This window comes from Microbacterium atlanticum, assembly GCF_015277815.1.
GTDB classification, from domain to species: domain Bacteria; phylum Actinomycetota; class Actinomycetes; order Actinomycetales; family Microbacteriaceae; genus Microbacterium; species Microbacterium atlanticum.
The window spans coordinates 1,083,469-1,109,687 of sequence record NZ_CP063813.1 but is presented as its reverse complement, the minus strand read 5'-3'; the positions used below and the strand labels follow the sequence as shown (position 1 = coordinate 1,109,687).

Sequence of the window (26,219 nt, the reverse complement as noted above, 5' to 3'; positions counted from 1 at the left end):
AGTGACACTTCCTGTGCAGGTAATGGTGTGCATTCTTTCCGCTGATGCGCGGGCGGTGACCGGAACCGCCCGCCCAGACTGGGCTAGGCTTAACCGACGCGTGCGCAGGCTGTGCAGCCCCACGCGTATCCCAGAACTTCACCGATGAAAGCAGGCGATTCAGCGTGTCGAGCCAGGTGACGGGCGTCGGGGTTTCGAACGAGGGAGAGTTCGGAGCCAACGAGTGGCTCGTCGAGGAGCTGTACGAACAGTTCAAGATCGACCGGAACTCCGTCGACAAGGCATGGTGGCCCGTTCTCGAGGCCTACCACCCGGTCGACGGCGCATCCCCCGCGGAGACGGCAGCTCCGACGGCCCCCGCTCCGGCAGCCGCCGCTCCTGCACCGGCGGCTCCCGCGCCTGCAGAGGCTCCGGCGGCTCCCGCGCCTGCAGAGAATCCGGCAGCCGCGGACGAGCCCCGGCCGGTGACGGCGCCCGTGCCGGTCGTCGGCAGCCAGCCCGTCGCCCGCACCACCGCGCGCCCGGCCGCCCCGCAGCCGATCCCGGCGCAGGCTCCGAAGGCGCAGCCCTCTTCGGCCGACGGCGAGGCCGAGGCCGACGTCGTGACCGCGCTGAGGGGCCTGCCCAAGACCCTCGCGGCGAACATGGACGAGTCGCTCACGGTCCCCACCGCCACGAGCGTGCGCACGGTTCCGGCGAAGCTGATGATCGACAACCGCATCGTCATCAACAACCACATGTCCCGCACGCGCGGCGGCAAGGTGAGCTTCACTCACCTCATCGGGTGGGCGATCATCCAGACGCTCAAGGAGTTTCCGAGCCAGAACGTCTTCTACGCCGAAGTGGACGGCAAGCCCTCGGTGGTGGCGCCGGCGCACATCAACCTCGGCATCGCGATCGACCTTCCCCGCCCGGACGGCAGCCGCGCGCTGCTCGTGCCCAGCATCAAGCGCGCCGAGCAGCTCTCCTTCAACGAGTTCCTCACCACCTACGAGGACCTGGTCACCCGCGCGCGCGGCAACAAGCTGACCGCGGCGGACTTCCAGGGCACGACGATCTCGCTGACCAACCCCGGCGGCATCGGCACCGTGCACTCGGTGCCGCGGCTCATGAAGGGGCAGGGCTGCATCGTCGGCGCCGGCGCCCTCGAGTACCCGGCAGAGTTCCAGGGCGCGAGCGACAAGACGCTGAACGAGCTCGCGATCGGCAAGACGATCACGCTGACCAGCACCTACGACCACCGGGTGATCCAGGGCGCCGGATCGGGCGAGTTCCTGAAGAAGGTGCACGAGCTCTTGATCGGGCAGCGCGGCTTCTACGAGGACATCTTCTCGGCGCTGCGCATCCCGTACGCCCCGATCCACTGGGCCCCCGACATCAACGTCGACCTCGCCGAGCGCGTCGACAAGCAGGCGCGCGTGCAGGAGCTCATCAACTCCTTCCGCGTCCGCGGTCACCTGATGGCCGACATCGACCCGCTCGAGTACGTGCAGCGCACGCACCCCGACCTCGAGATCGAGAGCCACGGTCTGACCTTCTGGGACCTCGACCGCGAGTTCGTCACCGGCGGCTTCGGCGGCAAGCGCCAGATGAAGCTGCGCGACATCCTCGGCGTCCTGCGCGACTCGTACTGCCGCACGATCGGCATCGAGTACATGCACATCCAGGACCCCGTGCAGCGCGCGTGGTTCCAGCAGAACGTCGAGGTCAAGTACCAGAAGCCCGGCCACGACGAGCAGCTTCGCATCCTCGACAAGCTCAACCAGGCCGAGGCGTTCGAGACGTTCCTGCAGACCAAGTACGTCGGGCAGAAGCGCTTCAGCCTCGAGGGCGGCGAGTCGCTGATCCCGCTGCTCGACGAGATCCTGCAGGGCGCCGCCGAGGCCGGCCTGGACGGCGCGGCGATCGGCATGGCTCACCGCGGCCGCCTGAACGTGCTGACCAACATCGCCGGAAAGACGTACGGCCAGGTGTTCCGCGAGTTCGAGGGCTCTGTCGCGATCGGATCCAAGAGCGGCTCGGGCGACGTGAAGTATCACCTGGGCACCGAGGGCACCTTCGTCGCCGACAACCAGTCCGAGCTTCCCGTTTACCTCGCCGCGAACCCGTCCCACCTCGAGACGGTGGACGGGGTGCTGGAGGGCATCGTGCGGGCCAAGCAGGACCGCAAGCCCATCGGCACCTTCACCTGGCTGCCGATCCTCGTCCACGGCGACGCGGCCTTCGCCGGTCAGGGCGTCGTCGTCGAGACCCTGCAGATGTCGCAGCTGCGCGCGTACCGCACCGGCGGCACCGTGCACGTCGTGGTCAACAACCAGGTCGGCTTCACCACCACGCCCGTGGACGCCCGCACCTCGGTCTACGCCACCGACGTCGCCAAGACGATCCAGGCGCCGATCTTCCATGTGAACGGCGACGATCCCGAGGCCGTCACCCGCGTCGCCCAGCTGGCCTTCGCGTACCGCGAGCGCTTCCACCGCGACGTGGTCATCGACCTCGTCTGCTACCGGCGCCGCGGTCACAACGAGGGCGACGACCCGTCGATGACGCAGCCGCTCATGACGAACCTCATCGAGGCGAAGCGCTCGGTGCGCCGGCTGTACACCGAGGCCCTCGTCGGCCGCGGCGACATCACCGAGGAGGAGTACGAGAAGGCCAAGCAGGACTTCCAGAGCCGCCTCGAGGTCGCCTTCGCCGAGACGCACGCCGCCGAGACCGGCTCGTCCCCGGTGATCACCGCCGACGAGGTCTCGGTTCCCGTCGCCGGCGAGCCGGAGACCACGGGCGTGTCGAAGGAGATCGTGCACCTCATCGGCGACACCTTCGTCAACAAGCCCGAGGGCTTCACGGTGCACAACAAGCTGCAGCAGCTGCTCGACAAGCGCCTCGACATGAGCCGCAACGGCTCCATCGACTGGGGATTCGGCGAGCTGCTGGCGTTCGGGTCGCTCCTGCTGGAGAAGACCAACGTGCGCCTGGCCGGCCAGGACTCCCGTCGTGGCACCTTCGTGCAGCGCCACGCCGTCCTGCACGACCGCGCCAACGGGCAGGAGTGGATCCCGTTGACGAACCTGTCCGGCGACCAGGGCAAGTTCTACGTCTACGACTCGTTCCTGAGCGAGTACGCGGCGATGGCGTTCGAGTACGGCTACTCGGTCGAGCGCGCCGACTCCCTCGTGCTGTGGGAGGCCCAGTTCGGCGACTTCGCCAACGGCGCGCAGTCGGTGATCGACGAGTTCATCTCGTCGGCCGAGCAGAAGTGGGGCCAGCAGTCGAGCGTCGTGCTGCTGCTCCCCCACGGCTACGAGGGCCAGGGACCCGACCACTCGTCCGCGCGCATCGAGCGCTACCTGCAGATGTGCGCCCAGGACAACATGACCGTCGCCCGTCCCTCGACGCCGGCCTCGTACTTCCACCTGCTGCGTCGTCAGGCCTACGCCCGCCCGCGTCGCCCGCTGATCGTGTTCACCCCCAAGGCGATGCTGCGCCTGCGCGGCGCGACGAGCCCGGTCGAGGACTTCCTCACCGGCCGGTTCGAGCCGGTCCTGGACGACGACCGCGGCATCGACAAGTCGGCCGTCAAGCGGGTGCTGCTGCACGCCGGCAAGATCCACTGGGATCTGCGCGCCGAGCTGGAGAAGAACCCCGATCCCGGGATCGCCCTCGTCCGCCTCGAGCAGTTCTACCCCGCCCCCGTCGCCGAGCTGAACGCGGTCATCTCCTCGTACCCGGACGCCGAGCTGGTGTGGGTGCAGGACGAGCCCGAGAACCAGGGCGCGTGGCCGTTCATCGCCCTCGAGCTCGTGAAGCACCTCGACGGCCGCACGATCAGCCGCGTCTCCCGCTCGTCCGCCGCCTCCACCGCGACCGGCTCCCCCAAGGTGCACGCCGCCGAGCAGGCGAAGATCATGCAGCAGGCGCTGACGCTCTGACGCCAGCCACGGCGTGGGCCCCGTTCCTGCTCGCGGCGGGAACGGGGCCCGCGCCGTACTCGGGGTTCAGTCCGCCGGCGTGAGCGGCTCGACGTCGGCGCGCGCGAAGGCCGCGGCTGCGGCATCCGCCGACGCCTCGCGGTCCGCCGCGACCAGGCCGAGCCGCGTGCGACGGTCCAGCAGGTCGTCCACGCCGAGCGCGCCCTCGACCGCCACGCCCCACTGCAGCTCCTGTGCGGTGACGCCGCACGCCGCGCCCGGGCCGTCGGCGAGGGCGGCGGCGTAGGGCGGCGGCGTAGGGCGCCTCGGCGCCGAACCGGCGCACCAGGCGCGCGGGTGCGGCGATCTCGCCCAGGCGATCGCGCGGCCACGCGCCGACCAGTGGAATCGCGCGCGTCCGCGAGGGACGTGGCGGCAGCGACGGGTCTCGGCGGATGACAGCGTCCACCGCATCCTCGGCCATCCGCCGGTAGGTCGTGAGCTTCCCGCCGACGACGCTGAGGACGCCGGTGGCCGACTCGACGATGGCGTGCCGCCGCGACAGGTCGCTGGTCTCGTCGTGCGTGCCGGACAGGAGAGGCCGGAGCCCCGCGAAGGTCGCGAGCACGTCGGTGCGCTCCAGCGGCTCGGCCAGCACCGCGTTCACCGTGCCGAGCAGCATCTCGATCTCGGCGTCCGTGGCCACGGCGGCCTCGGGGACCGGGCCGTCGACGGGCACGTCGGTGAGGCCGATGTAGGTGCGGCCGTGCTGTGCGGGAAGGGTGAAGACGAACCGGCTCGAGGAGCCCGCGATCGGCACCGTGAGCGACACCTCCGAGTCGCCGAGCCGCTCGGTCGGCACGACGAGATGCGTGCCGCGGCTGGGCCGCAGTCGAAGGCCGGGATCCAGCCTGCCCGCCCACACGCCGGTGGCGTTCACCACCGCCCGCGCGCGCACGGCCGCGCGACTGCCGGTGATCACGTCGCGCAGGTGCGCCTCGCCGCCGGTCGCCGCGACGGCCTCGACACGGGTGAGGACGGATGCCCCGTACCCGGCGGCCGTCCGGGCGACGGCGACCACGAGCCGGGCGTCGTCGATCAGCTGGCCGTCCCAGCCGCGCACGCCGCCGCGGAGCCCCTCGGCACGGATCGCCGGCGCGAGGCGCGCGACCGCCTCCGGCCCCAGCGCGCGCGGGCCGGGCAGCAGGGCTCCCGGCGTGCCGACGGTGCGCCGCAGGCCGGCGCCGAGCTCGTATCCCAGTCCGATGACGGCGCCGGTCGCGACGTGGCCCGGACCATGCAGCGGCACGACCTGGGCGAGCGCCCGGGTGAGGTGGGGCGCCGTCCGGGTCATCAGCACGTGGCGCTCGAGGGCGCTCTCGCGTGCGATGCCGATCTGGCCGGAGGCGAGGTAGCGCAGACCGCCGTGGACGAGCTTGGAGCTCCACCGGCTGGTGCCGTGGGCGAGATCGCCGCGCTCGACGAGGACCGTGCGCAGGCCCCGTGAGGCGGCGTCCAGCGCGATCCCCACGCCGGTGATGCCTCCGCCGACCACGAGGACGTCGATCTCGCGCTCCTCGCCGAGCGCCTCGAGCTCGCGCCGTCGGCGGGCGGCGTTCAGCGCGCTGGAGCCGGGGGTTCGTCCGACGATGCGGGACGTCACCGCGACACCTCGCCGCCGGGCCCGAGATACCCGCGCAGCGCATGGGCGAGCTCGGCGCGCCATGCCTCGGCGGGAAGCCACTCGGCCACGAGCGGCGCCGACTGGACGGCCGACTGGGTGATCAGGAGCACCATCGCCGCCTGCTGCGCCGGGTCTCCGGCGCGCACGAGACCGCGACGCTGCGCGGCTGACAGACGCCGGGCCGTCTCGGCGTGGATCGCCCGCTGACTGGTGCCCAGCCGGCTGAGGATGTAGCGCGCGAACAGCTCAGGATCGGTGTCGCGCAGCCGGTCCACGAGCGCAAGGCGCCGCACGCGGTCGGCGGTCTCGACCAGGACCTCGACCAGACCGCCCAGGTCCGCGGACTCGCCGTCGTCCACCGGGAGGGCGGCCAGCAGCTCGCGCGTGATGAGCGCCGCGAAGACGGCCTGGGCGTCGGGCCAGTAGCGGTATAGCGTCTGTCGCGCGATCCCGCACCGTCGGGCGATGTCGGATGCCGTCGTCCGCCGGATGCCGTGCGCGAGCACCTCGGCGAGCGCGGCGTCGAGGATCGCGGTCTCGGTGTCGGACGCTCCGTCGGCCATGTGACAAAGATACAGAGCGTGTCATACTGTCGCCATGTCTGCGACGGCGCCCCCCGATTCCCCGCGCGATGCCGCGGACGCCGTCCGCATCACGCCGGAGCCCCGCCCGCGCGGCGACTGGGACGCGTGGGGTTCCGCGCCCGCCCCGCTTCCCGCTGCCGCCAAGGCCATCGTCGCGACGCTCCTCCCGGGCAGGGCGCACCCCGTTCCGCGCCGCGCTGCCCCCCGTCTCACCCCGTCCACGCTGACGGACGCCGATCTCGCCGCGCTGGCCGCCGCCGTCGGACACGGCGACGTGACGCGGGACGACGCGCGGCGGATGATGCATCTGGGCGGCAAGAGCACACCCGACCTCCTCCGCCGCCGCCTCGACGAGGAGCAGAGGGCCCCCGACGCCGTCATCACGCCCGCCGACCATGAGGAGGTGGCGGCCGTGCTTCGCGCGTGCGATGCGGCCGGCATCGCCGTCGTCCCGTTCGGCGGCGGCACGTCGGTCGTCGGCGGCGTGGAGCCGCACCGCGGCGCCCACCGTGCGGTGATCGCACTCGACCTCTCCCGCACCGCGGGCCTGCTGGCGCTCGACGAGGTGTCGCTGCTCGCCACGTTCGGCGCCGGCACCACCGGGCCCCAGGCCGAAGAGCTGCTCGCCGCCCGGGGCTACACCCTGGGCCACTTCCCGCAGAGCTACGAATACGCGTCACTCGGCGGCTTCGCCGCCACCCGCTCCAGCGGTCAGGCCTCCCGGGGGTACGGCCGCTTCGACGACCTGGTCCACGCCCTGCGCGTCGCCACGCCGGCCGGCGATCTCACCTTGGGCCGGGCACCGGCCAGCGCGGCCGGCCCCGACCTGCGCGAGCTCTTCCTGGGATCCGAGGGCGCGCTCGGCGTCCTCACCGAGCTCACCGTGCGCATCCGCCCGATCCCGGCGGCGACGGCGTATCGCGCGTGGACGTTCCCCGACTTCGAGGCGGGAGCCGCGGCGATCCGGGAAGCCACGCAGCGCGGCATCCGCCCCACCGTCCTCCGGCTCAGCGACGAGACCGAGACCCGCGTGAACGCCGCGATGGGGGGCCACCTCCTGCGGATGCGCGGCTGCCTGGCCGTCGCGACGTTCGAGGGGGCCGATCTCGCGGAGGCGACCGGGACACGTGACGCTGTGGACGGCGTGTTCGCGGCGCACGGCGCGACCTCCCGCGGGGAGGATCCGGCCCGTTCCTGGGAGCGCGGGCGGTTCGCGTCGCCCGCACTGCGCGACACGCTCCTCGACATCGGCGTGCTGGCCGAGACGCTCGAGACCGCGACGACGTGGGCGAGCCTGTCGGACCTGAAGCACGCGGTCACCGCCGCGCTGTCGGCCAGCCTCACCGCATCCGGTACCAAGCCGATCGTGCTGTGCCACATCTCGCACGTGTACCCGGCCGGCGCGTCGCTCTACTTCACCGTCGTCGCGGCGCTCTCCGAGGATCCGCGGAGCCAATGGGCGAGCGCGAAGGATGCCGCGTCCCGCGCGATCGTCGGCTCCGGCGGCACGATCACCCACCATCACGCCGTCGGGCGCGATCACCGTGCTTACCTCGAGGACGAGATCGGCCCGCTCGGCGTCGACGTGCTGCGCGCGGTCAAGGCGGTGCTCGATCCCCGCGGGATCATGAACCCCGGCGCGCTCGTCGTGCCCGGAGCGCCGCTCGGCGCCGGCGCATGAAGGTCGCGCTCCTGGTCAACCCGGCCGCCCGCGCCGGCGCGCACACGGGCGCCGCGATGACCGCCGCCGAGCGTCTCCGGGCGCACGGCGTGCAGACGACGGTCGTCAGCGGAGGAAGCGCCGCGGAGTCGTCCGCGCTGCTGCGCACGGCCGTTGCGGCCGGCGTCGACGCGGTGGCCGTCGTCGGCGGCGACGGCACGGTCAATCTCGCGCTGCAGGAGGTGGCCGGCACGGGCATCCCGCTCGGCATCGTGCCCTCGGGCACCGGCAACGACTTCGCAGCGACGCTCGGACTGCGCGAACTCGACGCCCGCGCGGCCGCCGACGCCATCGCAGCCGGGCGCACCCGCACCGTCGATCTCGCGCGCGTCACCCGCGGCGACGGGTCGAGCCGGTACTTCGGCACGGTCCTGGCCAGCGGCTTCGACTCGAAGGTCAACGACCGGGCCAACGCGATGCGCTGGCCCCGAGGCGGCTCGCGGTACAACATCGCGATCCTCATCGAGTTCCTGACCCTCGCCGGCATCCCGTACGAGGTCGATCTGGAACTCGCCGACGGCACCGCCGTGCACGTGGCCGGAGACCAGGTGATGGCGACGGTCGGCAACGGCCGCATTTACGGCAGCGGCATCCCGATCTGTCCGGACGCCGATCCCGCCGACGGCCTGCTGGACGTCGTCCTGGTGCGGCCGGCAGGGCGGATGCGACTGCTCCGGCTCCTCCCCCGCGTCTACCGGGGCACGCACACGACCGTGCCGGAGGTGTCGGTGCATCGCGTCAGATCCGTCCGGCTGAGCTCGCCGGGCGTCACCGCGTACGCGGACGGCGACCCGATCGGCACGCTCCCCCTCACGGTGGACGTCGCGCCGGGCGCACTGATCGCGTTCGCACCGGCGCACACTGACTGACCGGCGCCGGCTGCCTCGATCAGTGCGCGGCCTGGACGGCCCGCAACCGGGCGAGCACCTGGTCGCGCAGCTCCTCGGGCGCCGTCTCCTTGCACGCACGCGCGACCACCTCGGTCAGCGTGCGGGCGACGAGCGCCTCGTCCCGGCATCCCGCGCAGTGCTCCAGATGCTCGGCGATGTCGCTGTGCTCGGTCTTGCAGACCTCGTTGCGCAGGTACTCCTCGAGGTCGCGCCGCGCCTTCTCGCAGCCGCAGTCGGTCATTTCGCGCTCCTTGTGGCGGCCGTGGCGATGCCGCGCTCCGTGGCGTACTCGGCGAGCAGTTCACGAAGCATGCGCCTGCCACGATGCAGGCGGCTCATCACCGTGCCGATGGGGGTCTTCATGATGTCGGCGATCTCCTGGTAGGCGAAGCCCTCGACGTCGGCGAGGTACACCGCCAGCCGGAAGTCCTCCGGGATGGACTGCAGCGCGTCCTTGACGACCGAGGCCGGCATGCGATCGATCGCCTCCGCCTCGGCGGAACGCGTTCGCGTCGCGGTCGTCGACTCGGCCCCGCCGAGCTGCCAGTCCTCCAGCTCGTCGATGGTGCCCTGGTAGGGCTCGCGCTGCTTCTTGCGATAGGTGTTGATGTAGGTGTTGGTGAGGATGCGGTAGAGCCACGCCTTGAGGTTGGTGCCCTGCGTGAAGGTCTTCCACGACGCGAACGCCTTGACGAAGGTCTCCTGCACCAGGTCCGCGGCGTCCGCGGGATTGCGTGTCATGCGCATGGCCGCGGCGTACAGCTGGTCCATGAAGGGCAGCGCCTGCTCTTCGAACTGCTCACGCGGGTCCTGCACCGGGTCGGTCTGACCGGCCTGGTCGATCGAGTCGCTCATCACGCGCCAGTCTACGGCGGCGGGTCGCAGGCCGCCCGAGACGTCGGGGGACGGCGCCTCGAGGTCGAGGCGATCAAGAGTGGCGAACATCCGGCTCCGCTTCCGTGGGTGGACTCGCGGCCCCGACCCCGCATTACGCGGCGGATCGGAAGCCGTTCAGTAGGGTAGAACCCGATGACAGCCGATGGGTATTCCCCCACCTCCGCGCCGATCGAGCGCGGCCACTGGCATGCGCCGGTCGCGGAGGGCCCGCTGCACGCCAGAGTGACCGTCCCCGGTTCCAAGTCGCTGACCAATCGCGAGCTCGTGCTGGCGTCGCTGGCCGACGCCCCGAGCAGGCTGATCGCGCCGCTGCACTCCGACGACTCCGCCCACATGATCCAGGCGCTGCGCTCACTCGGCGTGGGCATCGAGCTGGTCGAGGGCGACGGCATTTACGGGGACGACATCGAGGTCTCACCGGTGTGGCCGCTGCGCGGCGAGACCGTGGTGGACTGCGGGCAGGCGGGCACCGTGATGCGCTTCGTCGCGGGCCTGGCCGGATTCGGCCGGGGCGATGTGACGCTCACCGCTCACGCGAGCGCGCTGCACCGCCCGATGGGCGCGATGATCACCGCGCTGCGCGACGTCGGCGTCGACATCGACGACGGCGGCCACTGGGCGCTGCCCTTCATCGTGCGCGGACACGGGCACGTGCGCGGCGGCGAGGTGACCATCGACGCCAGCGCGTCCAGCCAGTTCGTCTCCGGCCTGCTGCTGGCGGCGCCGCGCTTCGACGTCGGACTGCAGCTCGTGCACTCCGGCAGCCGCCTGCCGAGCATCCCCCACATCGACATGACGGTGGAGGCGCTGGGTCACCGCGGCGTGCACGTCGAGCGCCCCGGTGTGGGCGAGTGGATCGTGCCGGCGGGACCGATCCGCGGCAAGGACGTCGCAATCGAACCCGACCTGTCCAACGCCGCGCCGTTCCTCGCAGCGGCGATGGTGGCGGGGGGCTCGGTGTCGGTCACCGGCTGGCCCGCGCACTCCACGCAGCCGGGGGCGATGCTCACCGAGATCCTCTCCCTCATGGGCGCGCGCGTGGTCCGCCGGGGCGGCGCGCTGACGGTGACGGCGGGCAACGGCATCCAGGGCGTCGATCTGGACCTGTCCGCGGCGGGCGAGCTGACCCCGACGATCTTCGGCCTGGCCGCGTTCGCCGACTCACCCTCCACACTGCACGGCATCGGCCACATCCGCGGGCACGAGACCGATCGCATCGCGGCACTCGTCGGGGAGCTCCGGCGGCTCGGCGGCGAGGCGGAGGAGCTGGCCGACGGCATCCGCATCACGCCGCGACCGCTGCACGGCGGCACGTGGCACGCGCACCACGACCACCGCATGGCCACCACGGGAGCGCTGATCGGCCTCGCCGTCCCGGGCGTGCAGATCGACGACATCGGCACCACGGCCAAGACGATGCCGGAGTTCCCGCAGATCTGGCAGCGCATGCTCGAGGGCGAGCACATCGACGGCGGCCGCGCCGAGGAGACGATGCGCGCCTCGTGAGGCGGCACGCGACGCCGCGGAGCGATCGGCAGGACACGGTGAACCGACCCAGGACGACGGCATGAGCTGGCTCGACGACCTCGACGACGACGAACCGGAGTTCGACGAGGCGGATGTGCGGGTGCGGCCCAATCCCAAGGCGAACCGCCCGCGCACCAAGCGACGGCCGGCCCACAGCGACGCCCGGGTCGCGCGCGTGCTGGGCGTCGACCGCGGCAGGTACACGGTCCTCGTCGACGAGGACCTGCCGGACGAGAGGACCGTGCTGGCCGCCCGGGCACGCGAGCTGCGCAAGACGCCGATCGTGACCGGCGACCGTGCGCGTGTGGTGGGCGATGCGTCCGGCGAGGACGGCACGCTCGCCCGCATCGTCGGCATCGAGGAGCGCACGTCGCTGCTGCGCCGCAGCGCGGACGACACCGACCAGGTGGAGCGGGTCGTCGTCGCTAACGCCGACCAGATGCTGGTGGTCGTCGCCGCCGCCGACCCCGAGCCCCGCCCACGGCTCGTCGACCGCTACCTGGTGGCGGCGCTGGATGCCGGCATCCGTCCTCTCCTCGTCGTCACCAAGACCGACCTCGCCGATCCGGCCGGCTTCCTGGCGCACTTCGAGGGCCTCGACCTGGACGTGTTCACGAGCGGTCGCGAGGAGATGCCGCTCGACCGCATCGGGGCGACCCTGGCGGGCCACTCGACGGTGTTCGTCGGCCACTCCGGGGTCGGCAAGTCGACCCTCGTCAACGCGCTGGTCCCGGACGCGCGGCGCGCCACCGGCCACGTGAACGTCGTCACCGGCCGCGGGCGCCACACCTCGAGCTCCACGGTGTCGCTGCGGTACCGCGGTGATGCCGGCAGCGGGTGGGTGATCGACACGCCGGGCGTGCGGTCGTTCGGTCTGGGCCACGTGGATCCGGCCAACATCCTGCGCGCCTTCACCGACCTGGCCGAGGTGGCCGAGGAGTGTCCGCGGGGCTGCACCCACCTGCCCGACGCGCCCGACTGCGCGATCGTCGAGGCGGTCGCGGAGGGACGACTCGGACCCGGCGGCCCCGCACGGCTCGACTCGCTGCAGCGACTGCTCGAGACGTTCGCCAGGAAGGCGCAGGAGCCCGGCGCCTGACTCGCCGCTCCGAGCCCCGCACCGGTGCGGCCGCCGCCTAAGGTGGACAGGTGACCACGACCCGCCTCGACCCCGGCTCGCCCGCCCCCGCGTTCACCCTCGTCGACCAGGACGACCGTCCGGTCTCGCTCGCGGACTTCGAGGGGCGCGGGGTCATCCTGTTCTTCTACCCCGAGGCGATGACCCCGGGCTGCACCAAGGAGGCCTGCGACTTCCGCGACAGCCTCGCCCCGCTGCAGGCGGCGGGCTACACGATCCTCGGCGTCTCGCGCGACCAGCCCGAGAAGCTGCGACGGTTCCGCGAGCGCGACGGCCTCACCTACGATCTGCTGAGCGACCCCGACCACCGCGTGCATGAGGAGTACGCGGCGTGGGGCGAGAAGGTGAACTACGGCAAGACGCTCATGGGCGTCATCCGCTCCACGTTCGTCATCGACGAGCAGGGCCGCATCGCCCACGCGCTGTACAACGTGCGAGCCACCGGGCACGTGGCGCGGCTCCGGGCGCTCCTCGGCGTCTGACGGCGGGGCCCCTCCCCGAGGTGCGGCGCGGGTCAGCGGGGCGCCGCGCCCTCGGTCCGCTCGGCGCTTCGCGCCTGCCTGCCGGCGTCCCGGACGGCCAGCAGGAGGAGCACCAGCGCCACGACGGCCGGCGCCGCCAGCGCGAGCGCCACGCCCGGCTCGGCGAACGCCCCGGTCGCGGCCCCGAGCGCGACGGCGAGGATCAGCAGCTGCGTGACGATGCCACCCGACCGCCCCCACGACTGTCCCCGCCAGATCGCCACCGCGAACGCCAGCACGGCGGCCGCGCCCACGAGGGTGAGGACGACCAGCGCGATCGCGCTCTCGAGCGAAGCGGTGTCGCCCCCGGCGATCGCCACGATCTCCCGCACGGTCAGCGCGCCGATGCCGAGACCCTCCAGCCCCACGAGGGCGGCGGCCATCCTTGCGGCCAGGCTTGTGCGCATCTTCTGTCGACTCCTCTTCCACGCGTCAGACGTTTGTGCGAAACCTCCTGGTCAGCGGCGGAACGCACAGCAGGTCCTACACAAACCCGCCGATCGATCCTTGATTCAGGTAAACCGCTATGGGACGATTGGTGAAGCCGTGTGCTCCCACAGCGACGTGGGGCGAGTGATCTCGCACTTCCCACAGGGTATCCGACCCGACCGGAACCCATAGCCCCACCCCTCTCTCACAAGGAGCACCACCATGGACTGGCGCGACAAGGCCGCCTGCCTGACCGTCGACCCCGAGCTGTTCTTCCCCGTCGGGAACACCGGCCCTGCCGTCGATCAGATCGAGAAGGCCAAGTCGGTGTGCGCGCGCTGCACCGTCACCGAGATCTGCCTGCAGTACGCCCTCGAGACCGGTCAGGACTCGGGCGTGTGGGGCGGCCTGTCCGAGGACGAGCGCCGGGCCCTCAAGCGCCGGGCAGCCCGCGCGCGCCGCGCCAGCTGACCCGCCTGTCGAACCGAGCGGATGCCGCGCACGCGGCATCCGCTCTCTTTGCCGTCGCCCGGCGCGGCGCGCGGTCGGTCAGCTGCCGCCGCGGTCGATGTAGCGCAGCGGGATCTCGATCGTCACCTCGGTGCCGCTGCCCATGATGGTGTGCCAGTCGATGGTGCCGCCGAGCTCGCCCTGGATGAGCGTGCGCACGATCTGGGTGCCCAGGCCGCGGCCCACCTGCCCCTCGGGCAATCCCGACCCGGTGTCGCGCACGCGCACCTCGAGGCGGTCCTCGTCGCGCTCCGCGACGATCTCGACATCGCCCTCCTGTCCCGCCAGTCCGTGCTCCACCGCGTTGGTCACGAGCTCCGTCAGCGCCAGGGCCAGCGGCGTGGCGTACTCGCTGGGCAGCGTCCCGAACCGGCCGGACGAGTGCGTCCTGGCGCGGGTGTTGGGAGCGGCAGCGACCTCGGCGACGAGCTTCAGCACCCGCGCGAAGACCTCATCGAAGTCGACGTTCTGAGCCAGCCCCTCCGACAGCGTGTCGTGCACGACCGCGATGGCCGACACCCGCCGCATGGCCTGCGTCAGTGCCTCGCGCGCCTCCTCGGAGTGCGAGCGGCGCGCCTGGATGCGCAGCAGCGAGGCGACGGTCTGCAGGTTGTTCTTGACGCGGTGGTGGATCTCGCGGATCGTCGCATCCTTGGTGATGAGCTCCTGCTCCTGGTGGCGGATCTCGGTCACGTCGCGGCAGAGCACGATCGCTCCGATGCGCGTCCCGTGGTCGCGGAGCGGAATGGTGCGCAGCGAGACCGTGACGCCGCGCGACTCGAGGTCCGTGCGCCAGGGGGCGCGGCCGGTGACGACGACCGGCAGCGACTCGTCGAACTGACGCTTGCCGGGGAGGATCTGCGTCACCACCTCCACGAGCGACTCGCCCTCCAGCTCGTCGTCGAATCCCAGCCGGTTGAAGGCCGACAGCGCGTTCGGGCTGGCGAACGTCGTGACGCCGTCGACATCGAGCCGGATGAGCCCGTCCGAGGCACGCGGCGCGCCGCGGCGCGGCGACGTCGGCGCGGCGAGGTCGGGGAAGTCCCCCGACGCGATCATCCCGAACAGGTCGTCGGCACACTCGTTGAAGGTGATCTGCTGGCGCGAGGGGGTGCGCGCCTCGCCGAGATTGGTGTGGCGGGTCATCACGCCGACCACGACGTGCTGACCGTCGTGCCGTCGTGCGACCGGGACGGCGCGCACGCGCGTCGGCGTCTCCTCGAACCAGTCCGGTGACGCGGAATCGACGATGCGACCGCCCTGGAACGCGTCGCGCACCTGCGTGCGCCACTGCGGACGCACGCGGTCGCCGACGATGTCGCGATAGAACAGCGTCGCCGCGCCGCTCGGCCGGGTGTGCGCGACGGCCACGAACGAGTCGTCGGCGGTCGGCACCCACAGCACGATGTCCGCGGACGCCAGGTCGGCGAGGAGCTGGCCGTCTCCCGCGAGACGGTGCAGCCACTCCACGTCCTGTTCGCTGGAGCGGCCCTGGGCGTAGACGAGATCGCTGAGGGTCGACACCCACCTAGCCTAGAGCGCGGGCGTGCGCTCGCCGGTGCGCCGGCCCGTCCCCCTGGGGAGCCGCGCCGGCTCTGCGGGAGCGACGGATGCCGCGACCCGCGGTCGCGGCGGGCGCGCCGCCCGCCGGCGCGGGAACGACGGCCTCGCCGGCGAAGCGCCGGATCCCCAGGGTCAGCGGCGACCGCGGCGCCACCTCGGCGACCGGGCTGGCCGCGAGAAGGGCGGCATCGGCGGATCGAGGATCGAGCGGCAGGAACCAGACCTCCCGGATGCCGGCGAAGCGGTCGAGGGTGCGTCGGATCTGACCGCGCGCGTCGATGCCCAGGGTGCCGGGGCGCAGCTTGTTGGCGACCACCGCGATCGGAGTGGCGCCGATGGTGGCACGCAGGTCGGAGTGACCCCGCAGGAAGCGCGCGATGCCGACAGGATCCGCGGCCGCCACCGCGACGACGAGGTCCGCGGCGCGCAGCGCGGCCAGCGCCGCCGCATTGCGGCGCGGACCGTCGAGGTCGCTCATGATCTCCTCGTCGCGCTCGAGCGAGGACGACACGTCCACGACGGTGTAGTCGGCCCAGTCCCTGCACGCGGCGAGCGCCGCCGTCACGCGGCGCTCGCTGAGCTCCGGCCAGCGGGACGGACGGTTGATCCCGGTCAGCACGTCGACGCCCGAGCGGCCCAGCGGCACCGCGATGCGCGACAGCTCGCTCGCGTCGAGCCCGCCGAGCTCGGCCTGGCGGCAGGCGGCCGCGAAGCCGGGTCCCTCGTCTGCCAGCCCGAGCGTCAGGGCCAGCGAAGGGGCGTGCGTGTCGGCGTCGACGAGAGCGACGTGCCGCCCGCCGCGGGCGAGCTCCACCGCGAGCTCGGCCGCGACGGTCGATCGGCCGGGCGCGCCGGCGGCACCCCACACGACGACGATCCGGGGTCGTGCGGCGACGGGTCGCGACGCGCTCACCGGTCCCGCCGACAGCGCGTCGGCGACCCGCCACGGTTCCACCCGGCGATCGAGTGGGGCCTCGAGTCCGCAGGCGGCGGCGAGGCGCTCACCGGCGGGGTCCTCGACGAGCGGGACGACTCGCGTGCCCGCGCGGTCGCACAGCGCCACGACCGTGGGCGACATGGTGCGACGCGACACCGTCACCACGAGCGCGTCGGCATCGGCGAGCGCGCGCAGCACGCCCTCCGCCTCGGCCCCCGGCATGTCGTCGGCGGCAGCGAGGCTCGGTCCGTCGGCCGGGATCACGGCGCTCACCTCGATCCCCTCCCGACGCAGTCCGGCGACGAGGTCGGCCGCGTCGTCGACGGCGACGACGACCTTCATGAGCCGTCCCCCGTCGAGGGCACGATGGACAGCGCCGACTCGTCGGACATCGCGGCGAGGGTCGCCGGCACATCCGCGCGGGGGATCACGAGCTCGAGGGCCGCCGCTCCCCCTCCGATCATCGAGTCGTCGCGCGTCACCGAGACGACCGTGGCGTCGGCTACGAGCACGCGGGGCTCCTCGTAGCCGCCGTCCTCGCGGAGCGGTGCGGTCCAGACCTCGACGACGGTGCCGGTCCCCACGGACGCCGGCACGTCGACCGCGCTGCGGACGACGACGTTCGTGGTGCGCGCCGACGTGGCGTCGCCGACCGCCGCCGCCGGCACGAGCTCGCCGGCCGGCACGGTGCGCGTCGCCACGATCGCGTCCGCCGCCGTCTCACCCGGGTGCAGGTAGACATCCGCGAGGGGACCGAGGGCGATGTCGACGACCTCGAGGTCGCCTGCCTCGATGACCTGGCCGGGCACCAGGGTGTCGGCTGCGGCGTAGACCGGGACGGTCTGGCGCGCGGCGGTGACGACGAGCCAGACGCCCGCGACCGAGGCGACGACGAGGAGCACGCCGAGGAAGAAGCGCGCGTCGCCCCAGAAGGCTCGACGCGGCGCGCGGACGGGATCGCTTGCGGCGGACATGCCCTCCATCGTCGCCCACCTCGCGCAACGGCGCCGGCCGTTATCCACAGGGCCCTGCCGCTCCGGTCCGCCCGGGCGTCGCGGCGCGATAATGGGGGCATGCCCGATGACCCGACGTCCGAGGTGCGTCTTCTCGCCCCTGCTCAGGTGGCCGAGGTGCTCGGTGTCTCCGTCGACGAGGTCATGGCGCTCGTGCTCGAGGGGCGGCTGCGGGGCGTGCGGGTCGGCGCGCCCCTCCGCTGGCGCGTCGACGCCGCCAGCGTCGGCGAGTATCTCGACGATCAGGCCGAAGAGGCGCGCCGCATCGCGCTGTGGCACCAGTCGCAGACGGCCAGCTTCCCCGAGCTCTGGGGCGGGATCGTCCGCAACCCCGACTGAGGCGGTCTGCTCAGACCAGCGCCGGGGCCGCGTCCGCGCGGATCCATGCCACACTCGCGAACGGCACCAGGCGGTAGCCCGACACCTCGTCCGCGCGCCGAGGCGCGCCCGGCTCGTGCACGGCGAGGTCGAGGTGGTCCGCGCCGGCGCGGTCGATCGTGCCGGTGAGCACACGGCCGCTCGCAAGATGGACGGCGACGCCGGCGCGCCGGCGCACGAGATCGCGCAGCACGAACCCGAAGGTGAGACGGTCGGCGAGCGGCGAGCGGGCAGGCACCGGTCGCGCTGAGCGCAGCAGCTCGGCGTGCGGCAGTCCGATCGCCAGCAGGGACGCGAACGGGACGATCACGGCTCCGGCGCCCTCGGCGGGCGCCAGGGCGACCCAGTCGGCACCGACACCCGTCACCACGGCGCGCAGCGTCGTGCCGTCGGAGAGGTCGAACGAGCACGCCGCGGGTGTCTCGCCGCCCGCCAGCTGGGTCAGGCGCTCGGCGAGCACCACGCGGGAGAGCCGCAGCCGCTCGGCCTCCGTGTCGAGCGCCGCGCGCTCCGCCTCCCACTCGGAGGCGAGCTGATCCTCCAGATCGTCGAAGAAGCGGTCCCAGCGCACTCGGCGAGAGTAGGGCATACCCGTGGTGCGCGCCGTCGAGTTATCCACAGCCGGGGCTTTCCCGATTTTCCTGAGAGTTCGCCGTGTGCTCTAATCGTCCCTGACAGTCCCCACATGTCAGATAGGCACCAATGGCAACGACGCCCGCGGGTCTCGCCCGCCTTCCCCACGCATCCCGCAGCACCGAGCTCGCCGAGTTCTTCGCACCGCAGCGCACGCCCTCCACAGCACTGCCCTCCCCCGAGCCGTTCCTGCGAAACCTCGCCGTCGGTGTGCTCGAGGTCTTCGCGGGGGTGCGCGAGGTCGATCAGCTCGCGCGCTGGCTCACCGAAGACGCCTATCGCAAACTGGTGACGCGCGCCAACCTCGCCGCACGCGCGCGCAGCGCCCGGGGCGTGGCGGCGCGGCGCCCCGTGCACACGATCATGTCGGTGCACGAGTCGTCTCCGGCCGACGGCATCGTCGAGGCGGTCCTGGTCGTGCGCGGTCCGGCCCGCACCCGCGCGCTTGCCGTGCGCCTGGAGGGCATGGACGGCCGCTGGCGCGCGACGTCCCTCGCCCTCCTCTGACCCCGGAACGCCGCCCGCGGCGCGGCACAGCTCAGTCGGCGGTGTCCTCGTCGATGAGTTGGAGGAGCGACTTCAGCGCGTCGCGGATCTCATCGTGGTCGTGCTGGCCCGCCCGGCTCTCGGCGGCGATGACGCCCGAACGATGGACCTTCACGAAGTCGCCGAAGGGGAACGAGTACGCCTTCTTGGTCTCGTGGTTCTCGCTGCGGTCGATGCCGAGGTGCCAGTGCGAGTACTCGGTCCATCCCGCCTTGTCGATGAAGGCGTTCTCCTCCTCCGCGGAGGGGGCAGCCCCCGACCACGCGTCGCGCTCGTCGCGCACGACCTTGCCGTCCCGGATGAGCGCCCGCGCGTGGCGCAGCGCCGGCTGGTTCAGTTCGATGGCCATGCCCGCACGCTACGGCGCGCCGGGGTGCATGAGTGAGGGGGTTGACGGATGCCGCGCCGGCGCGGCATCCGTCGATCTCACTGCCGGTACGACGCCAGGAAGTTCCCCAGCCGCTCGACGGCCTCCGCGAGCACCCGCGCCTCGGGGAGCGTGACGATGCGCAGGTGATCGGGCGTCGGCCAGTTGAAGCCGGTGCCCTGCACGAGCAGCACGTGCTCGGCGACGAGGAAGTCGTACACGAGGCGCGCGTCATCGTGGATCTCATGCACGTTCGGATCGAGCCGGGGGAACGCGTAGAGGGCGCCCTGCGGCTTGTGGCAGGAGACCCCGGGAATGCGCTGGAGTCCCTCCCACGCGGCGTCGCGCTGCTCGTGGAGGCGTCCCTCGGGCGCGACGAGGGCGTCGATGGACTGCACGCCCGACAACGCCGCCTGCACCGCGTGCTGCGCCGGCACGTTGGGGCACAGCCGCGTCGAGGCCAGCAGCTGGATGCCCTCGAGGAACCCCGCCGCGTGCTTCTTGGGTCCGGTGATCACGAGCCACCCCGAGCGGTATCCCGCGACGCGGTACGTCTTGGACAGGCCGTTGAACGTCAGGCACAGCAGGTCGTGCGCGAGGGTCGCCAGCGGAATGTGCTTCGCGTCGTCGAAGAGGATGCGGTCGTAGATCTCGTCGGACAGCAGCAGCAGCGAGTGCTCGCGCGCGATCTCGACGATGCCCTCGAGCACCTCGCGGGAGTAGACGGCCCCCGTCGGGTTGTTGGGGTTGATCACCACGATCGCCTTCGTGCGCGCGGTGACCTTCTCCCGGATGTCGTCCAGGTCGGGCTGCCAGCCGTCGTCGGGGTCGCAGCGGTAGTGCACCGGCGTGCCGCCCGCGAGGCTCGTCATCGCCGTCCACAGCGGGTAGTCCGGCGCGGGGATCAGCACCTCGTCGCCCTCGTCCAGGAGCGCCTGCATCGTCATCGTGATGAGCTCGGACACGCCGTTTCCGAGGTACACGTCGTCGGGGTCGAACTGCGGGAACCCGGTGACCTGCTCGTAGCGCGACACCACTGCGCGCCGCGCGGGCATGATGCCCTTGGAGTCGCTGTACCCGTGCGCGTGCGGCACCGCCTCGATCATGTCGCGGACGATCTGGAACGGCGCCTCGAAGCCGAACACCGCGGGGTTGCCCGTGTTGAGCTTGAGGATCGTGTGACCCTCGTTCTCGAGCCGGTCGGCCTCTGCCAGCGCCTGTCCCCGGATCTCGTAGAGGACGTTCTGGAGCTTGCTCGACTGGTCGAGAGGGCGGAGGGGACTCATCGCCCCAGGATATCCGCGACCCGCGAGGGCCAATCGACGGGGCGTGGCCCGCGTGCGGCTACTTCTTGCGCTGGTCGGCGGCGCGGCGCTGGGCGCGGTTCATCGGCGCCTGCTGCGCCGCGGGGGCCGCGGCATCCGTCCGCTGTCCGAACGCCCCGCGAGGTGCCTCGGCGACGGGCGCCTGCTGCGCGCCGGGCGCCGCCGCGGCGGCCGCGGCCGCCTGACGGAGGCGGTTGGTGGCCGCCTGCTGCACCTGGCCGCGGTCGTTGCGGACCTCGACCTCGCCGGCGTCGTTGGATGCCGAGTACTGCAGTCGCTGGTTGTCGACCGGCTGCGCACCCAGACCCTTGGCCTCGACCTGCGTGACCTGCTCGGCGCCTGCCTCGCCCTGGCGACGCACCTCGACCTCGAGGTTGTACAGGTAGCCGACGGACTCCTCCTTGATCTGCCCCATCATCGCCTGGAACATCTGGTAGCCCTCGCGCTGGTACTCGATCAGCGGGTCGCGCTGGGCCATCGCACGCAGGCCGATGCCGTCCTTGAGGTAGTCCATCTCGTAGAGGTGGTCCCGCCACCGGCGGTCGAGCACCTGCAGCACCACGCGGCGCTCGAGCTCGCGGGTCGCCGCCTCGCCGAGGGTCTCCTGGCGCTTCTCGTAGGCGATGCGGGCATCGGAGAGGATCTCGCGCTTCAGGCCGTCGGCGGTGATGCCGCCCTTGCGGCCGGCGGCCTCGGCCACGACCTCGTCGATGGTGACGCTCACCGGGTACAGCGTCTTCAGCTCGGTCCACAGGGCGTCGAAGTCCCAGTTCTCGCTGTGCCCCGCCCCGGTGTGGTCGTCGATGACCGCGTTGATGGCGTCCTCGATGAAGTGCTGCACGCGATCGGCGATGTCGTCGCCCTGCAGGATGTGCCGGCGGTCGGAGTAGATGGCCTCGCGCTGGCGGTTGAGCACGTCGTCGTACTTGAGGACGTTCTTGCGGATCTCGGCGTTGCGCGCCTCGACCTGGCTCTGCGCGGACTTGATGGCGCGGGTGACCATGCCCGACTCGATGGCGACGTCGTCGGGGAAGTTGGTGCGGGCGATGATCGCCTCGGCGGCGCCCGACTGGAACAGCCGCATCAGGTCGTCGGTCAGCGACAGGTAGAACCGGCTCTCGCCCGGGTCACCCTGACGGCCCGAGCGGCCGCGCAGCTGATTGTCGATGCGGCGGGACTCGTGACGCTCGGTGCCGAGGACGTAGAGCCCGCCGGCCTCGACGACCTCGGAGCCCTCCTTGGCGACACGGTCGCGCATCGCCTCGTAGACGGCATCCCATTCGGCCTCGTACTCGTCGGGCGTCTCGACGGGGTCGAGCCCCTTCGCCTTCATCTCCTGCACCGCGAGGAACTCGGCGTTGCCGCCGAGCATGATGTCGGTGCCGCGCCCGGCCATGTTGGTGGCCACGGTGACGGCGCCCAGGCGCCCCGCGCGGGCGACGATCTCGGCCTCGCGGGCGTGGTTCTTGGCGTTGAGCACCTCGTGCTTGATGCCCTTCTTGGCGAGCAGGCGCGACAGGTACTCGCTCTTCTCGACGCTGACCGTTCCGACGAGGACGGGCTGGCCGACCTCGTGACGGCCGGCGATGTCTTCGACGACCTGGGCGAACTTCGCGGTCTCGTTCTTGTAGACGAGGTCGGGCTGGTCCTTGCGGATCATCGGCCTGTTCGTCGGGATCGACACGACGCCGAGCTGGTACGTCGACATGAACTCGGCCGCCTCGGTCTCGGCGGTGCCCGTCATGCCGGCGAGCTTGTCGTAGAGCCGGAAGTAGTTCTGCAGCGTGACGGTCGCGAGCGTCTGGTTCTCGGCCTTGACCGGCACGCCTTCCTTCGCCTCGATCGCCTGGTGGATGCCCTCGTTGTAGCGGCGGCCGACGAGGATGCGGCCGGTGTGCTCGTCGACGATCATGACCTCGTCGTTCATCACGACGTAGTCGGTGTCGCGCTTGAACAGCGCGAGCGCCTTGATCGAGTTGTTGAGGAACGAGATGAGCGGCGTGTTCGCCGACTCGTAGAGGTTGTCGATGCCGAGGTAGTCCTCGACCTTCTCGATGCCGGGCTCCAGCACGCCGATGGTGCGCTTCTTCTCGTCGACCTCGTAGTCCACGCCCGCCTCAAGGGTCTTGGCGATCTTCGCGAACTCGACGAACCAGCGGTTCGCCTCGCCCGACGACGGGCCCGAGATGATCAGCGGCGTCCGCGCCTCGTCGATGAGGATCGAGTCCACCTCGTCGACGATCGCGAAGAAGTGGCCCCGCTGCACGAGGTCCTCCTTGCGCCAGGCCATGTTGTCGCGGAGGTAGTCGAAGCCGAACTCGTTGTTGGTGCCGTAGGTGATGTCGCAGCCGTACTGCTCGCGACGCACCTCCGGCGTCTGCCCGGCGACGATCGTGCCGGTGGTCATCCCGAGGGCGCGGTAGATGCGGCCCATGAGCTCGGACTGGTAGGAGGCGAGGAAGTCGTTCACGGTGACCACGTGCACGCCCTTGCCGGCGATCGCGTTGAGGTAGACCGGGAACGCGGCGGTGAGGGTCTTGCCCTCACCGGTCTTCATCTCGGCGATGTTGCCGAGGTGCAGGGCCGCACCGCCCATGATCTGCACGTCGTAGGCGCGCTGGCCGAGGGTGCGCTTGGCCGCCTCGCGCACGGCGGCGAACGCCTCGGGCATGAGCTGGTCCAGCGTCTCGCCGGCCTCGTGGCGGGCGCGCAGCTCGGCCGTCTCCCCCCGGAGCTCCTCGTCGGTGAGGTGCTCGTAGTCCTCTTCGAGCGCGCCGACGGCCTTCACGACCTGCTGGAGCCGCCGGAGGATGCGACCCTCACCGGCGCGAAGCAGTTTCTCGAGGGGGTTGGCCACGGAGTGTCTCCATCTTCAGGCTTCGGGATGCGGCGCACGGGCGCCGTTGCCGCCCGAGGACCCGAGCCCCCAGGCATATCTGCCTATGTTATCCACCCGTGACCTTGGTGTGCGCTGGGTGCGCACAGCGGTGGACAGGCGCGACGCGCCGGGGCGCGGCATCCGTTCGGCTGCATTCCCGGTATGCATGTACTGGGCATGCGAATACCCGGTATGCAGCAAGGAGAGCGATGTCGGTCCGACAGAGTCTGCTGGCCATCCTCGAACAGGGCCCGTGCTACGGCTACCAGCTGCGGGCGGAGTTCCATCGCCGCACCGGGTCGACGTGGCCTCTGAACGTCGGGCAGATCTACAACACCCTCGACCGTCTCGAGCGCGACGGTCTCGTCGAGCGCGGCGACATGGACGAGCACGGTCACGTCTACTGGCGGATCACGGATGCGGGGTCCGCCCAGGCACGCAGCTGGCTCGCCTCGCCGGTGCAGCGCGCCACCGGCAGCAGGGACGAGCTCGCGATCAAGCTCGCCGTGGCCGCGACCCTTCCCGGTGTGGACGTCGTCGAGGTGATCGAGCGGCAGCGTCGCGCGTCGCTCGCGCAGCTGGAGGAGCTCCGGCTCGCGTCTCGGGCGGTCGCCACCGAGGACGGGCCGGCCGGCCTCGCCTCGTCGCTCGTCCTGGACTCGATGCTCTTCGCCGCCGAGGCCGAGCTGCGCTGGCTGGACCACTCGCAGAAGCGCCTGGCGCGGCATCCCGGACCCGCGCTGGCCCTCGGACTGTCGACGGAGAAGCCCCGCCGCGGACGGCCCGCACGGGTCGGGGCGGGCGCCTCCGCCTGACACGCCCGCCGCGCGCCGTCGTCCTGGTCCCTCCCAGGAGCGCCCCGGTACGCTGAACTGTGCACACCGACGCCGACCAGACCCAGGCCGAGGCTCCGACCGAGCCCGCAGCGATGACGTTCTCCGACCTCGGATTGAGTCAGCCCGTCCTCAAGGCGCTGCGCGAGATCGGCTACGAGACTCCCTCGGCCATCCAGGCGGCCACCATCCCGACGCTCCTCGCGGGCCGTGATGTGGTCGGCATGGCGCAGACCGGCACAGGGAAGACCGCCGCGTTCGCGCTGCCCATCGTCGACCGCCTGGAGCTCTCGCAGAAGAACCCGCAGGCGCTGGTGCTGGCTCCCACGCGCGAGCTGGCGCTGCAGGTCTGCGAGGCGTTCGAGAAGTACGCGGGACACCTCAAGGGCGTGCACGTCCTCCCCGTCTACGGCGGACAGGGCTACGGCGTGCAGCTGTCGGCGCTCCGCCGTGGGGTGCACATCGTCGTCGGCACCCCCGGACGCATCATCGACCACCTCGAGAAGGGCACGCTCGACCTCTCGGAGCTGCAGTACCTGGTGCTCGACGAGGCCGACGAGATGCTGAAGATGGGCTTCGCCGAGGACGTCGAGACGATCCTCGCCGAGACCCCCGAGACCAAGCAGGTCGCCCTCTTCTCGGCGACCATGCCCCCCGCGATCCGCCGCATGTCGAAGCAGTACCTGCACGACCCCGAGGAGATCACGGTCAAGGCCAAGACAAAGACCTCCGCCAACATCTCGCAGCGTTACCTCATCACCGCCTGGCAGCAGAAGATGGATGCGCTCACCCGCATCCTCGAGGTCGAGAACTTCGACGGCATGATCGTCTTCGGCCGCACCCGCAGCGTCACCGAGGAGATCGCCGAGAAGCTGCGGGCACGCGGCTATTCGGCGGCGGCGATCAACGGGGACATCGCGCAGCCGCAGCGAGAGAAGACGGTGAACCAGCTGAAGTCGGGCAAGCTGGACATCCTCGTCGCGACGGATGTCGCCGCCCGCGGCCTGGACGTCGAGCGCGTCTCGCATGTCGTCAACTACGACATCCCCACGGATGCCGAATCCTACGTCCACCGCATCGGACGCACCGGTCGCGCCGGGCGCTCGGGCGACGCCATCAGCTTCGTCACCCCCCGCGAGCGCGGCCTGGTGAAGATGATCGAGCGGGCGACCCGCCAGGAGCTCACCGAGATGCCGCTGCCCAGCGTCGACGAGGTGAACGTGACCCGGCTGTCGCGCTTCGACGACCGCATCACGGCCGCGCTGGATGAGGCCGAGCGCATCGAGCGCTTCCGCGACATCGTCGCCCACTACGTCCGCCACCACGACGTGCCCGAGGTCGACGTGGCGGCGGCTCTGGCCGTCGTCGCACAGGGCGAGACCCCGCTCCTGCTCGAGCCCGATCCCGAGCCGGCGCCGCGCCGCGAGCGCACCGAGCGCCCGGATCGCGGCGACCGCGCCGCGTTCGGCGACCGCCCGGAGCGCGGCGAGCGCCGCACTCCGCGCGAGGGCTTCGCGACCTACCGCATCGCCGTCGGCAAGCGCCAGCGCGTGGAGCCCCGGCAGATCGTCGGCGCGCTCGCCAACGAGGGGGGCCTGCGCCGCGACGACTTCGGCGCCATCAAGATCATGCCCGACTTCTCGCTGGTCGAGCTGCCGTCGGACCTCTCGCCCGAGACCCTCGACCGGCTCGCCGACACCCGCATCTCGGGGCAGCTCATCGAGCTGCGACCCGACACCGGGCGACCCCAGCGCCGGGCGGATGCCGCCTCCCGGCCCCGGCGCGGCGACCGCGGCTCGTTCCGCGATTCCGGCGGCCCCGGCTCCTTCCGGGACCAGGGCCCCGCCCGCAAGCCGCGGCACAAGCGCAGCGACGGCTGACGGGCCTCGCGACGCGGCGGCGGCACGCTGTCGGCGAACATCTCCCCGCGGCATC

General features: G+C 71.8%; 23 protein-coding genes. 11 read left to right on the top strand and 12 right to left on the bottom strand.

Translation table 11 applies throughout. From position 1 onward, the window contains the following. Positions 1 to 164 precede the first annotated feature (164 nt). The gene (locus tag IR212_RS04830; protein ID WP_194397844.1) at positions 165 to 3,932 is read left to right on the top strand and encodes a multifunctional oxoglutarate decarboxylase/oxoglutarate dehydrogenase thiamine pyrophosphate-binding subunit/dihydrolipoyllysine-residue succinyltransferase subunit; all 3,768 of its coding nucleotides are present in this window, start codon (positions 165 to 167) and stop codon (positions 3,930 to 3,932) included. On the opposite strand, the gene IR212_RS04825 is transcribed toward IR212_RS04830, so the two are convergent. Further along, positions 3,907 to 5,574: a glycerol-3-phosphate dehydrogenase/oxidase gene (locus IR212_RS04825; RefSeq protein WP_228479485.1), complete on the bottom strand. Its 1,668-nt coding sequence runs from the start codon at positions 5,572 to 5,574 to the stop codon at positions 3,907 to 3,909. The two genes, IR212_RS04830 and IR212_RS04825, sit on opposite strands and share 26 nt — an antisense overlap. Further along, the gene (locus IR212_RS04820; RefSeq protein WP_194397843.1) at positions 5,571 to 6,158 is read right to left on the bottom strand and encodes a TetR/AcrR family transcriptional regulator; all 588 of its coding nucleotides are present in this window, start codon (positions 6,156 to 6,158) and stop codon (positions 5,571 to 5,573) included. The genes IR212_RS04825 and IR212_RS04820 overlap by 4 nt, the downstream gene beginning before the upstream one ends. A 34-nt stretch (positions 6,159 to 6,192) precedes the next feature. On the opposite strand from IR212_RS04820, the gene IR212_RS04815 reads away from it, so the two are divergent. Both IR212_RS04815 and IR212_RS04810 read left to right on the top strand, forming a co-directional pair. After that, the gene (locus tag IR212_RS04815) at positions 6,193 to 7,860 is read left to right on the top strand and encodes an FAD-binding oxidoreductase (RefSeq protein ID WP_194397842.1); all 1,668 of its coding nucleotides are present in this window, start codon (positions 6,193 to 6,195) and stop codon (positions 7,858 to 7,860) included. Then, positions 7,857 to 8,768, top strand: a complete 912-nt coding sequence (locus IR212_RS04810) for a diacylglycerol kinase (protein ID WP_194397841.1) — start codon at positions 7,857 to 7,859, stop codon at positions 8,766 to 8,768. The genes IR212_RS04815 and IR212_RS04810 overlap by 4 nt, the downstream gene beginning before the upstream one ends. A gap of 19 nt (positions 8,769 to 8,787) precedes the next feature. Here IR212_RS04810 and IR212_RS04805 read toward each other — a convergent pair whose 3' ends face one another. Further along, a complete protein-coding gene (locus tag IR212_RS04805) occupies positions 8,788 to 9,030 on the bottom strand; it encodes a zf-HC2 domain-containing protein (RefSeq protein ID WP_194397840.1) in 243 nt (80 codons plus the stop codon). After that, positions 9,027 to 9,734: a sigma-70 family RNA polymerase sigma factor gene (locus IR212_RS04800; protein ID WP_194397839.1), complete on the bottom strand. Its 708-nt coding sequence runs from the start codon at positions 9,732 to 9,734 to the stop codon at positions 9,027 to 9,029. The genes IR212_RS04805 and IR212_RS04800 overlap by 4 nt, the downstream gene beginning before the upstream one ends. An 84-nt stretch (positions 9,735 to 9,818) precedes the next feature. Between IR212_RS04800 and aroA the strand changes: the two genes are divergently transcribed. The 3 genes from aroA to bcp all read left to right on the top strand — a co-directional run bounded on the left by aroA (position 9,819) and on the right by bcp (position 12,833). After that, positions 9,819 to 11,192 carry a 3-phosphoshikimate 1-carboxyvinyltransferase gene (gene aroA / locus IR212_RS04795; RefSeq protein WP_194397838.1) on the top strand — a complete coding sequence of 458 codons (1,374 nt, stop codon included), beginning with the start codon at positions 9,819 to 9,821 and terminating at the stop codon, positions 11,190 to 11,192. A 61-nt stretch (positions 11,193 to 11,253) separates the two neighbouring features. Further along, entirely contained in the window at positions 11,254 to 12,312 is a 1,059-nt protein-coding gene (gene rsgA / locus IR212_RS04790) for a ribosome small subunit-dependent GTPase A (RefSeq protein ID WP_194397837.1), read from the top strand. A gap of 50 nt (positions 12,313 to 12,362) precedes the next feature. Further along, positions 12,363 to 12,833 carry a thioredoxin-dependent thiol peroxidase gene (gene bcp / locus IR212_RS04785; RefSeq protein WP_194397836.1) on the top strand — a complete coding sequence of 157 codons (471 nt, stop codon included), beginning with the start codon at positions 12,363 to 12,365 and terminating at the stop codon, positions 12,831 to 12,833. Positions 12,834 to 12,865: 32 nt separating this feature from the next. On the opposite strand, the gene IR212_RS04780 is transcribed toward bcp, so the two are convergent. Further along, positions 12,866 to 13,279 (bottom strand): histidine kinase, encoded by a 414-nt coding sequence (locus IR212_RS04780; protein ID WP_194397835.1) that lies wholly within the window; start codon positions 13,277 to 13,279, stop codon positions 12,866 to 12,868. A gap of 244 nt (positions 13,280 to 13,523) precedes the next feature. Here IR212_RS04780 and IR212_RS04775 point away from each other — a divergent pair, with 244 nt between their 5' ends. Beyond that, the gene (locus IR212_RS04775; RefSeq protein WP_018171995.1) at positions 13,524 to 13,772 is read left to right on the top strand and encodes a WhiB family transcriptional regulator; all 249 of its coding nucleotides are present in this window, start codon (positions 13,524 to 13,526) and stop codon (positions 13,770 to 13,772) included. A 78-nt stretch (positions 13,773 to 13,850) separates the two neighbouring features. Here IR212_RS04775 and IR212_RS04770 read toward each other — a convergent pair whose 3' ends face one another. The 3 genes from IR212_RS04770 to IR212_RS04760 are packed head-to-tail and all read right to left on the bottom strand — an operon-like array spanning position 13,851 to position 17,285. Further along, the gene (locus IR212_RS04770) at positions 13,851 to 15,335 is read right to left on the bottom strand and encodes a sensor histidine kinase (protein WP_194397834.1); all 1,485 of its coding nucleotides are present in this window, start codon (positions 15,333 to 15,335) and stop codon (positions 13,851 to 13,853) included. Positions 15,336 to 15,339: 4 nt separating this feature from the next. Continuing rightward, positions 15,340 to 16,653 (bottom strand): CpaE/TadZ family protein, encoded by a 1,314-nt coding sequence (locus tag IR212_RS04765; protein WP_194397833.1) that lies wholly within the window; start codon positions 16,651 to 16,653, stop codon positions 15,340 to 15,342. After that, positions 16,650 to 17,285 (bottom strand): SAF domain-containing protein, encoded by a 636-nt coding sequence (locus IR212_RS04760; RefSeq protein WP_194397832.1) that lies wholly within the window; start codon positions 17,283 to 17,285, stop codon positions 16,650 to 16,652. The genes IR212_RS04765 and IR212_RS04760 overlap by 4 nt, the downstream gene beginning before the upstream one ends. Positions 17,286 to 17,384: 99 nt before the next feature. Here IR212_RS04760 and IR212_RS04755 point away from each other — a divergent pair, with 99 nt between their 5' ends. After that, the gene (locus IR212_RS04755) at positions 17,385 to 17,663 is read left to right on the top strand and encodes a helix-turn-helix domain-containing protein (protein WP_194397831.1); all 279 of its coding nucleotides are present in this window, start codon (positions 17,385 to 17,387) and stop codon (positions 17,661 to 17,663) included. A 10-nt stretch (positions 17,664 to 17,673) separates the two neighbouring features. Here the strand turns inward: IR212_RS04755 and IR212_RS04750 are convergent, their stop codons facing one another. Beyond that, positions 17,674 to 18,273, bottom strand: a complete 600-nt coding sequence (locus IR212_RS04750; protein ID WP_194397830.1) for a hypothetical protein — start codon at positions 18,271 to 18,273, stop codon at positions 17,674 to 17,676. A 131-nt stretch (positions 18,274 to 18,404) separates the two neighbouring features. Here IR212_RS04750 and IR212_RS04745 point away from each other — a divergent pair, with 131 nt between their 5' ends. Then, positions 18,405 to 18,842, top strand: a complete 438-nt coding sequence (locus IR212_RS04745; protein WP_194397829.1) for an Rv3235 family protein — start codon at positions 18,405 to 18,407, stop codon at positions 18,840 to 18,842. A gap of 31 nt (positions 18,843 to 18,873) precedes the next feature. On the opposite strand, the gene IR212_RS04740 is transcribed toward IR212_RS04745, so the two are convergent. From IR212_RS04740 to secA, 3 genes are all read right to left on the bottom strand, one after another. Then, on the bottom strand, positions 18,874 to 19,230 hold the full coding sequence (locus tag IR212_RS04740; RefSeq protein WP_194397828.1) for a hypothetical protein: 357 nt from the start codon (positions 19,228 to 19,230) through the stop codon (positions 18,874 to 18,876). A 77-nt stretch (positions 19,231 to 19,307) separates the two neighbouring features. Next, entirely contained in the window at positions 19,308 to 20,534 is a 1,227-nt protein-coding gene (locus tag IR212_RS04735) for a pyridoxal phosphate-dependent aminotransferase (RefSeq protein WP_194397827.1), read from the bottom strand. Positions 20,535 to 20,592: 58 nt separating this feature from the next. Then, a complete protein-coding gene (secA, locus tag IR212_RS04730; protein ID WP_194397826.1) occupies positions 20,593 to 23,430 on the bottom strand; it encodes a preprotein translocase subunit SecA in 2,838 nt (945 codons plus the stop codon). A gap of 230 nt (positions 23,431 to 23,660) precedes the next feature. Here secA and IR212_RS04725 point away from each other — a divergent pair, with 230 nt between their 5' ends. Further along, positions 23,661 to 24,266 carry a PadR family transcriptional regulator gene (locus tag IR212_RS04725; protein WP_194397825.1) on the top strand — a complete coding sequence of 202 codons (606 nt, stop codon included), beginning with the start codon at positions 23,661 to 23,663 and terminating at the stop codon, positions 24,264 to 24,266. A 113-nt stretch (positions 24,267 to 24,379) separates the two neighbouring features. Then, the gene (locus IR212_RS04720; RefSeq protein WP_194398528.1) at positions 24,380 to 26,164 is read left to right on the top strand and encodes a DEAD/DEAH box helicase; all 1,785 of its coding nucleotides are present in this window, start codon (positions 24,380 to 24,382) and stop codon (positions 26,162 to 26,164) included. Positions 26,165 to 26,219: the final 55 nt, after the last annotated feature.

Coding starts and splice junctions, on each gene's coding strand:
- IR212_RS04820 (WP_194397843.1), bottom strand. CDS start 6,158: ATGGCCGACGGAGCGTCCGACACCGAGACCGCGATCCTCGACGCCGCG.
- IR212_RS04815 (WP_194397842.1), top strand. CDS start 6,193: ATGTCTGCGACGGCGCCCCCCGATTCCCCGCGCGATGCCGCGGACGCC.
- IR212_RS04810 (WP_194397841.1), top strand. CDS start 7,857: ATGAAGGTCGCGCTCCTGGTCAACCCGGCCGCCCGCGCCGGCGCGCAC.
- IR212_RS04805 (WP_194397840.1), bottom strand. CDS start 9,030: ATGACCGACTGCGGCTGCGAGAAGGCGCGGCGCGACCTCGAGGAGTAC.
- IR212_RS04800 (WP_194397839.1), bottom strand. CDS start 9,734: ATGTTCGCCACTCTTGATCGCCTCGACCTCGAGGCGCCGTCCCCCGAC.
- aroA (WP_194397838.1), top strand. CDS start 9,819: ATGACAGCCGATGGGTATTCCCCCACCTCCGCGCCGATCGAGCGCGGC.
- rsgA (WP_194397837.1), top strand. CDS start 11,254: ATGAGCTGGCTCGACGACCTCGACGACGACGAACCGGAGTTCGACGAG.
- IR212_RS04780 (WP_194397835.1), bottom strand. CDS start 13,279: ATGCGCACAAGCCTGGCCGCAAGGATGGCCGCCGCCCTCGTGGGGCTG.
- IR212_RS04775 (WP_018171995.1), top strand. CDS start 13,524: ATGGACTGGCGCGACAAGGCCGCCTGCCTGACCGTCGACCCCGAGCTG.
- IR212_RS04765 (WP_194397833.1), bottom strand. CDS start 16,653: ATGAAGGTCGTCGTCGCCGTCGACGACGCGGCCGACCTCGTCGCCGGA.
- IR212_RS04760 (WP_194397832.1), bottom strand. CDS start 17,285: ATGTCCGCCGCAAGCGATCCCGTCCGCGCGCCGCGTCGAGCCTTCTGG.
- IR212_RS04755 (WP_194397831.1), top strand. CDS start 17,385: ATGCCCGATGACCCGACGTCCGAGGTGCGTCTTCTCGCCCCTGCTCAG.
- IR212_RS04745 (WP_194397829.1), top strand. CDS start 18,405: ATGGCAACGACGCCCGCGGGTCTCGCCCGCCTTCCCCACGCATCCCGC.
- IR212_RS04740 (WP_194397828.1), bottom strand. CDS start 19,230: ATGGCCATCGAACTGAACCAGCCGGCGCTGCGCCACGCGCGGGCGCTC.
- IR212_RS04735 (WP_194397827.1), bottom strand. CDS start 20,534: ATGAGTCCCCTCCGCCCTCTCGACCAGTCGAGCAAGCTCCAGAACGTC.
- IR212_RS04725 (WP_194397825.1), top strand. CDS start 23,661: ATGTCGGTCCGACAGAGTCTGCTGGCCATCCTCGAACAGGGCCCGTGC.
- IR212_RS04720 (WP_194398528.1), top strand. CDS start 24,380: ATGACGTTCTCCGACCTCGGATTGAGTCAGCCCGTCCTCAAGGCGCTG.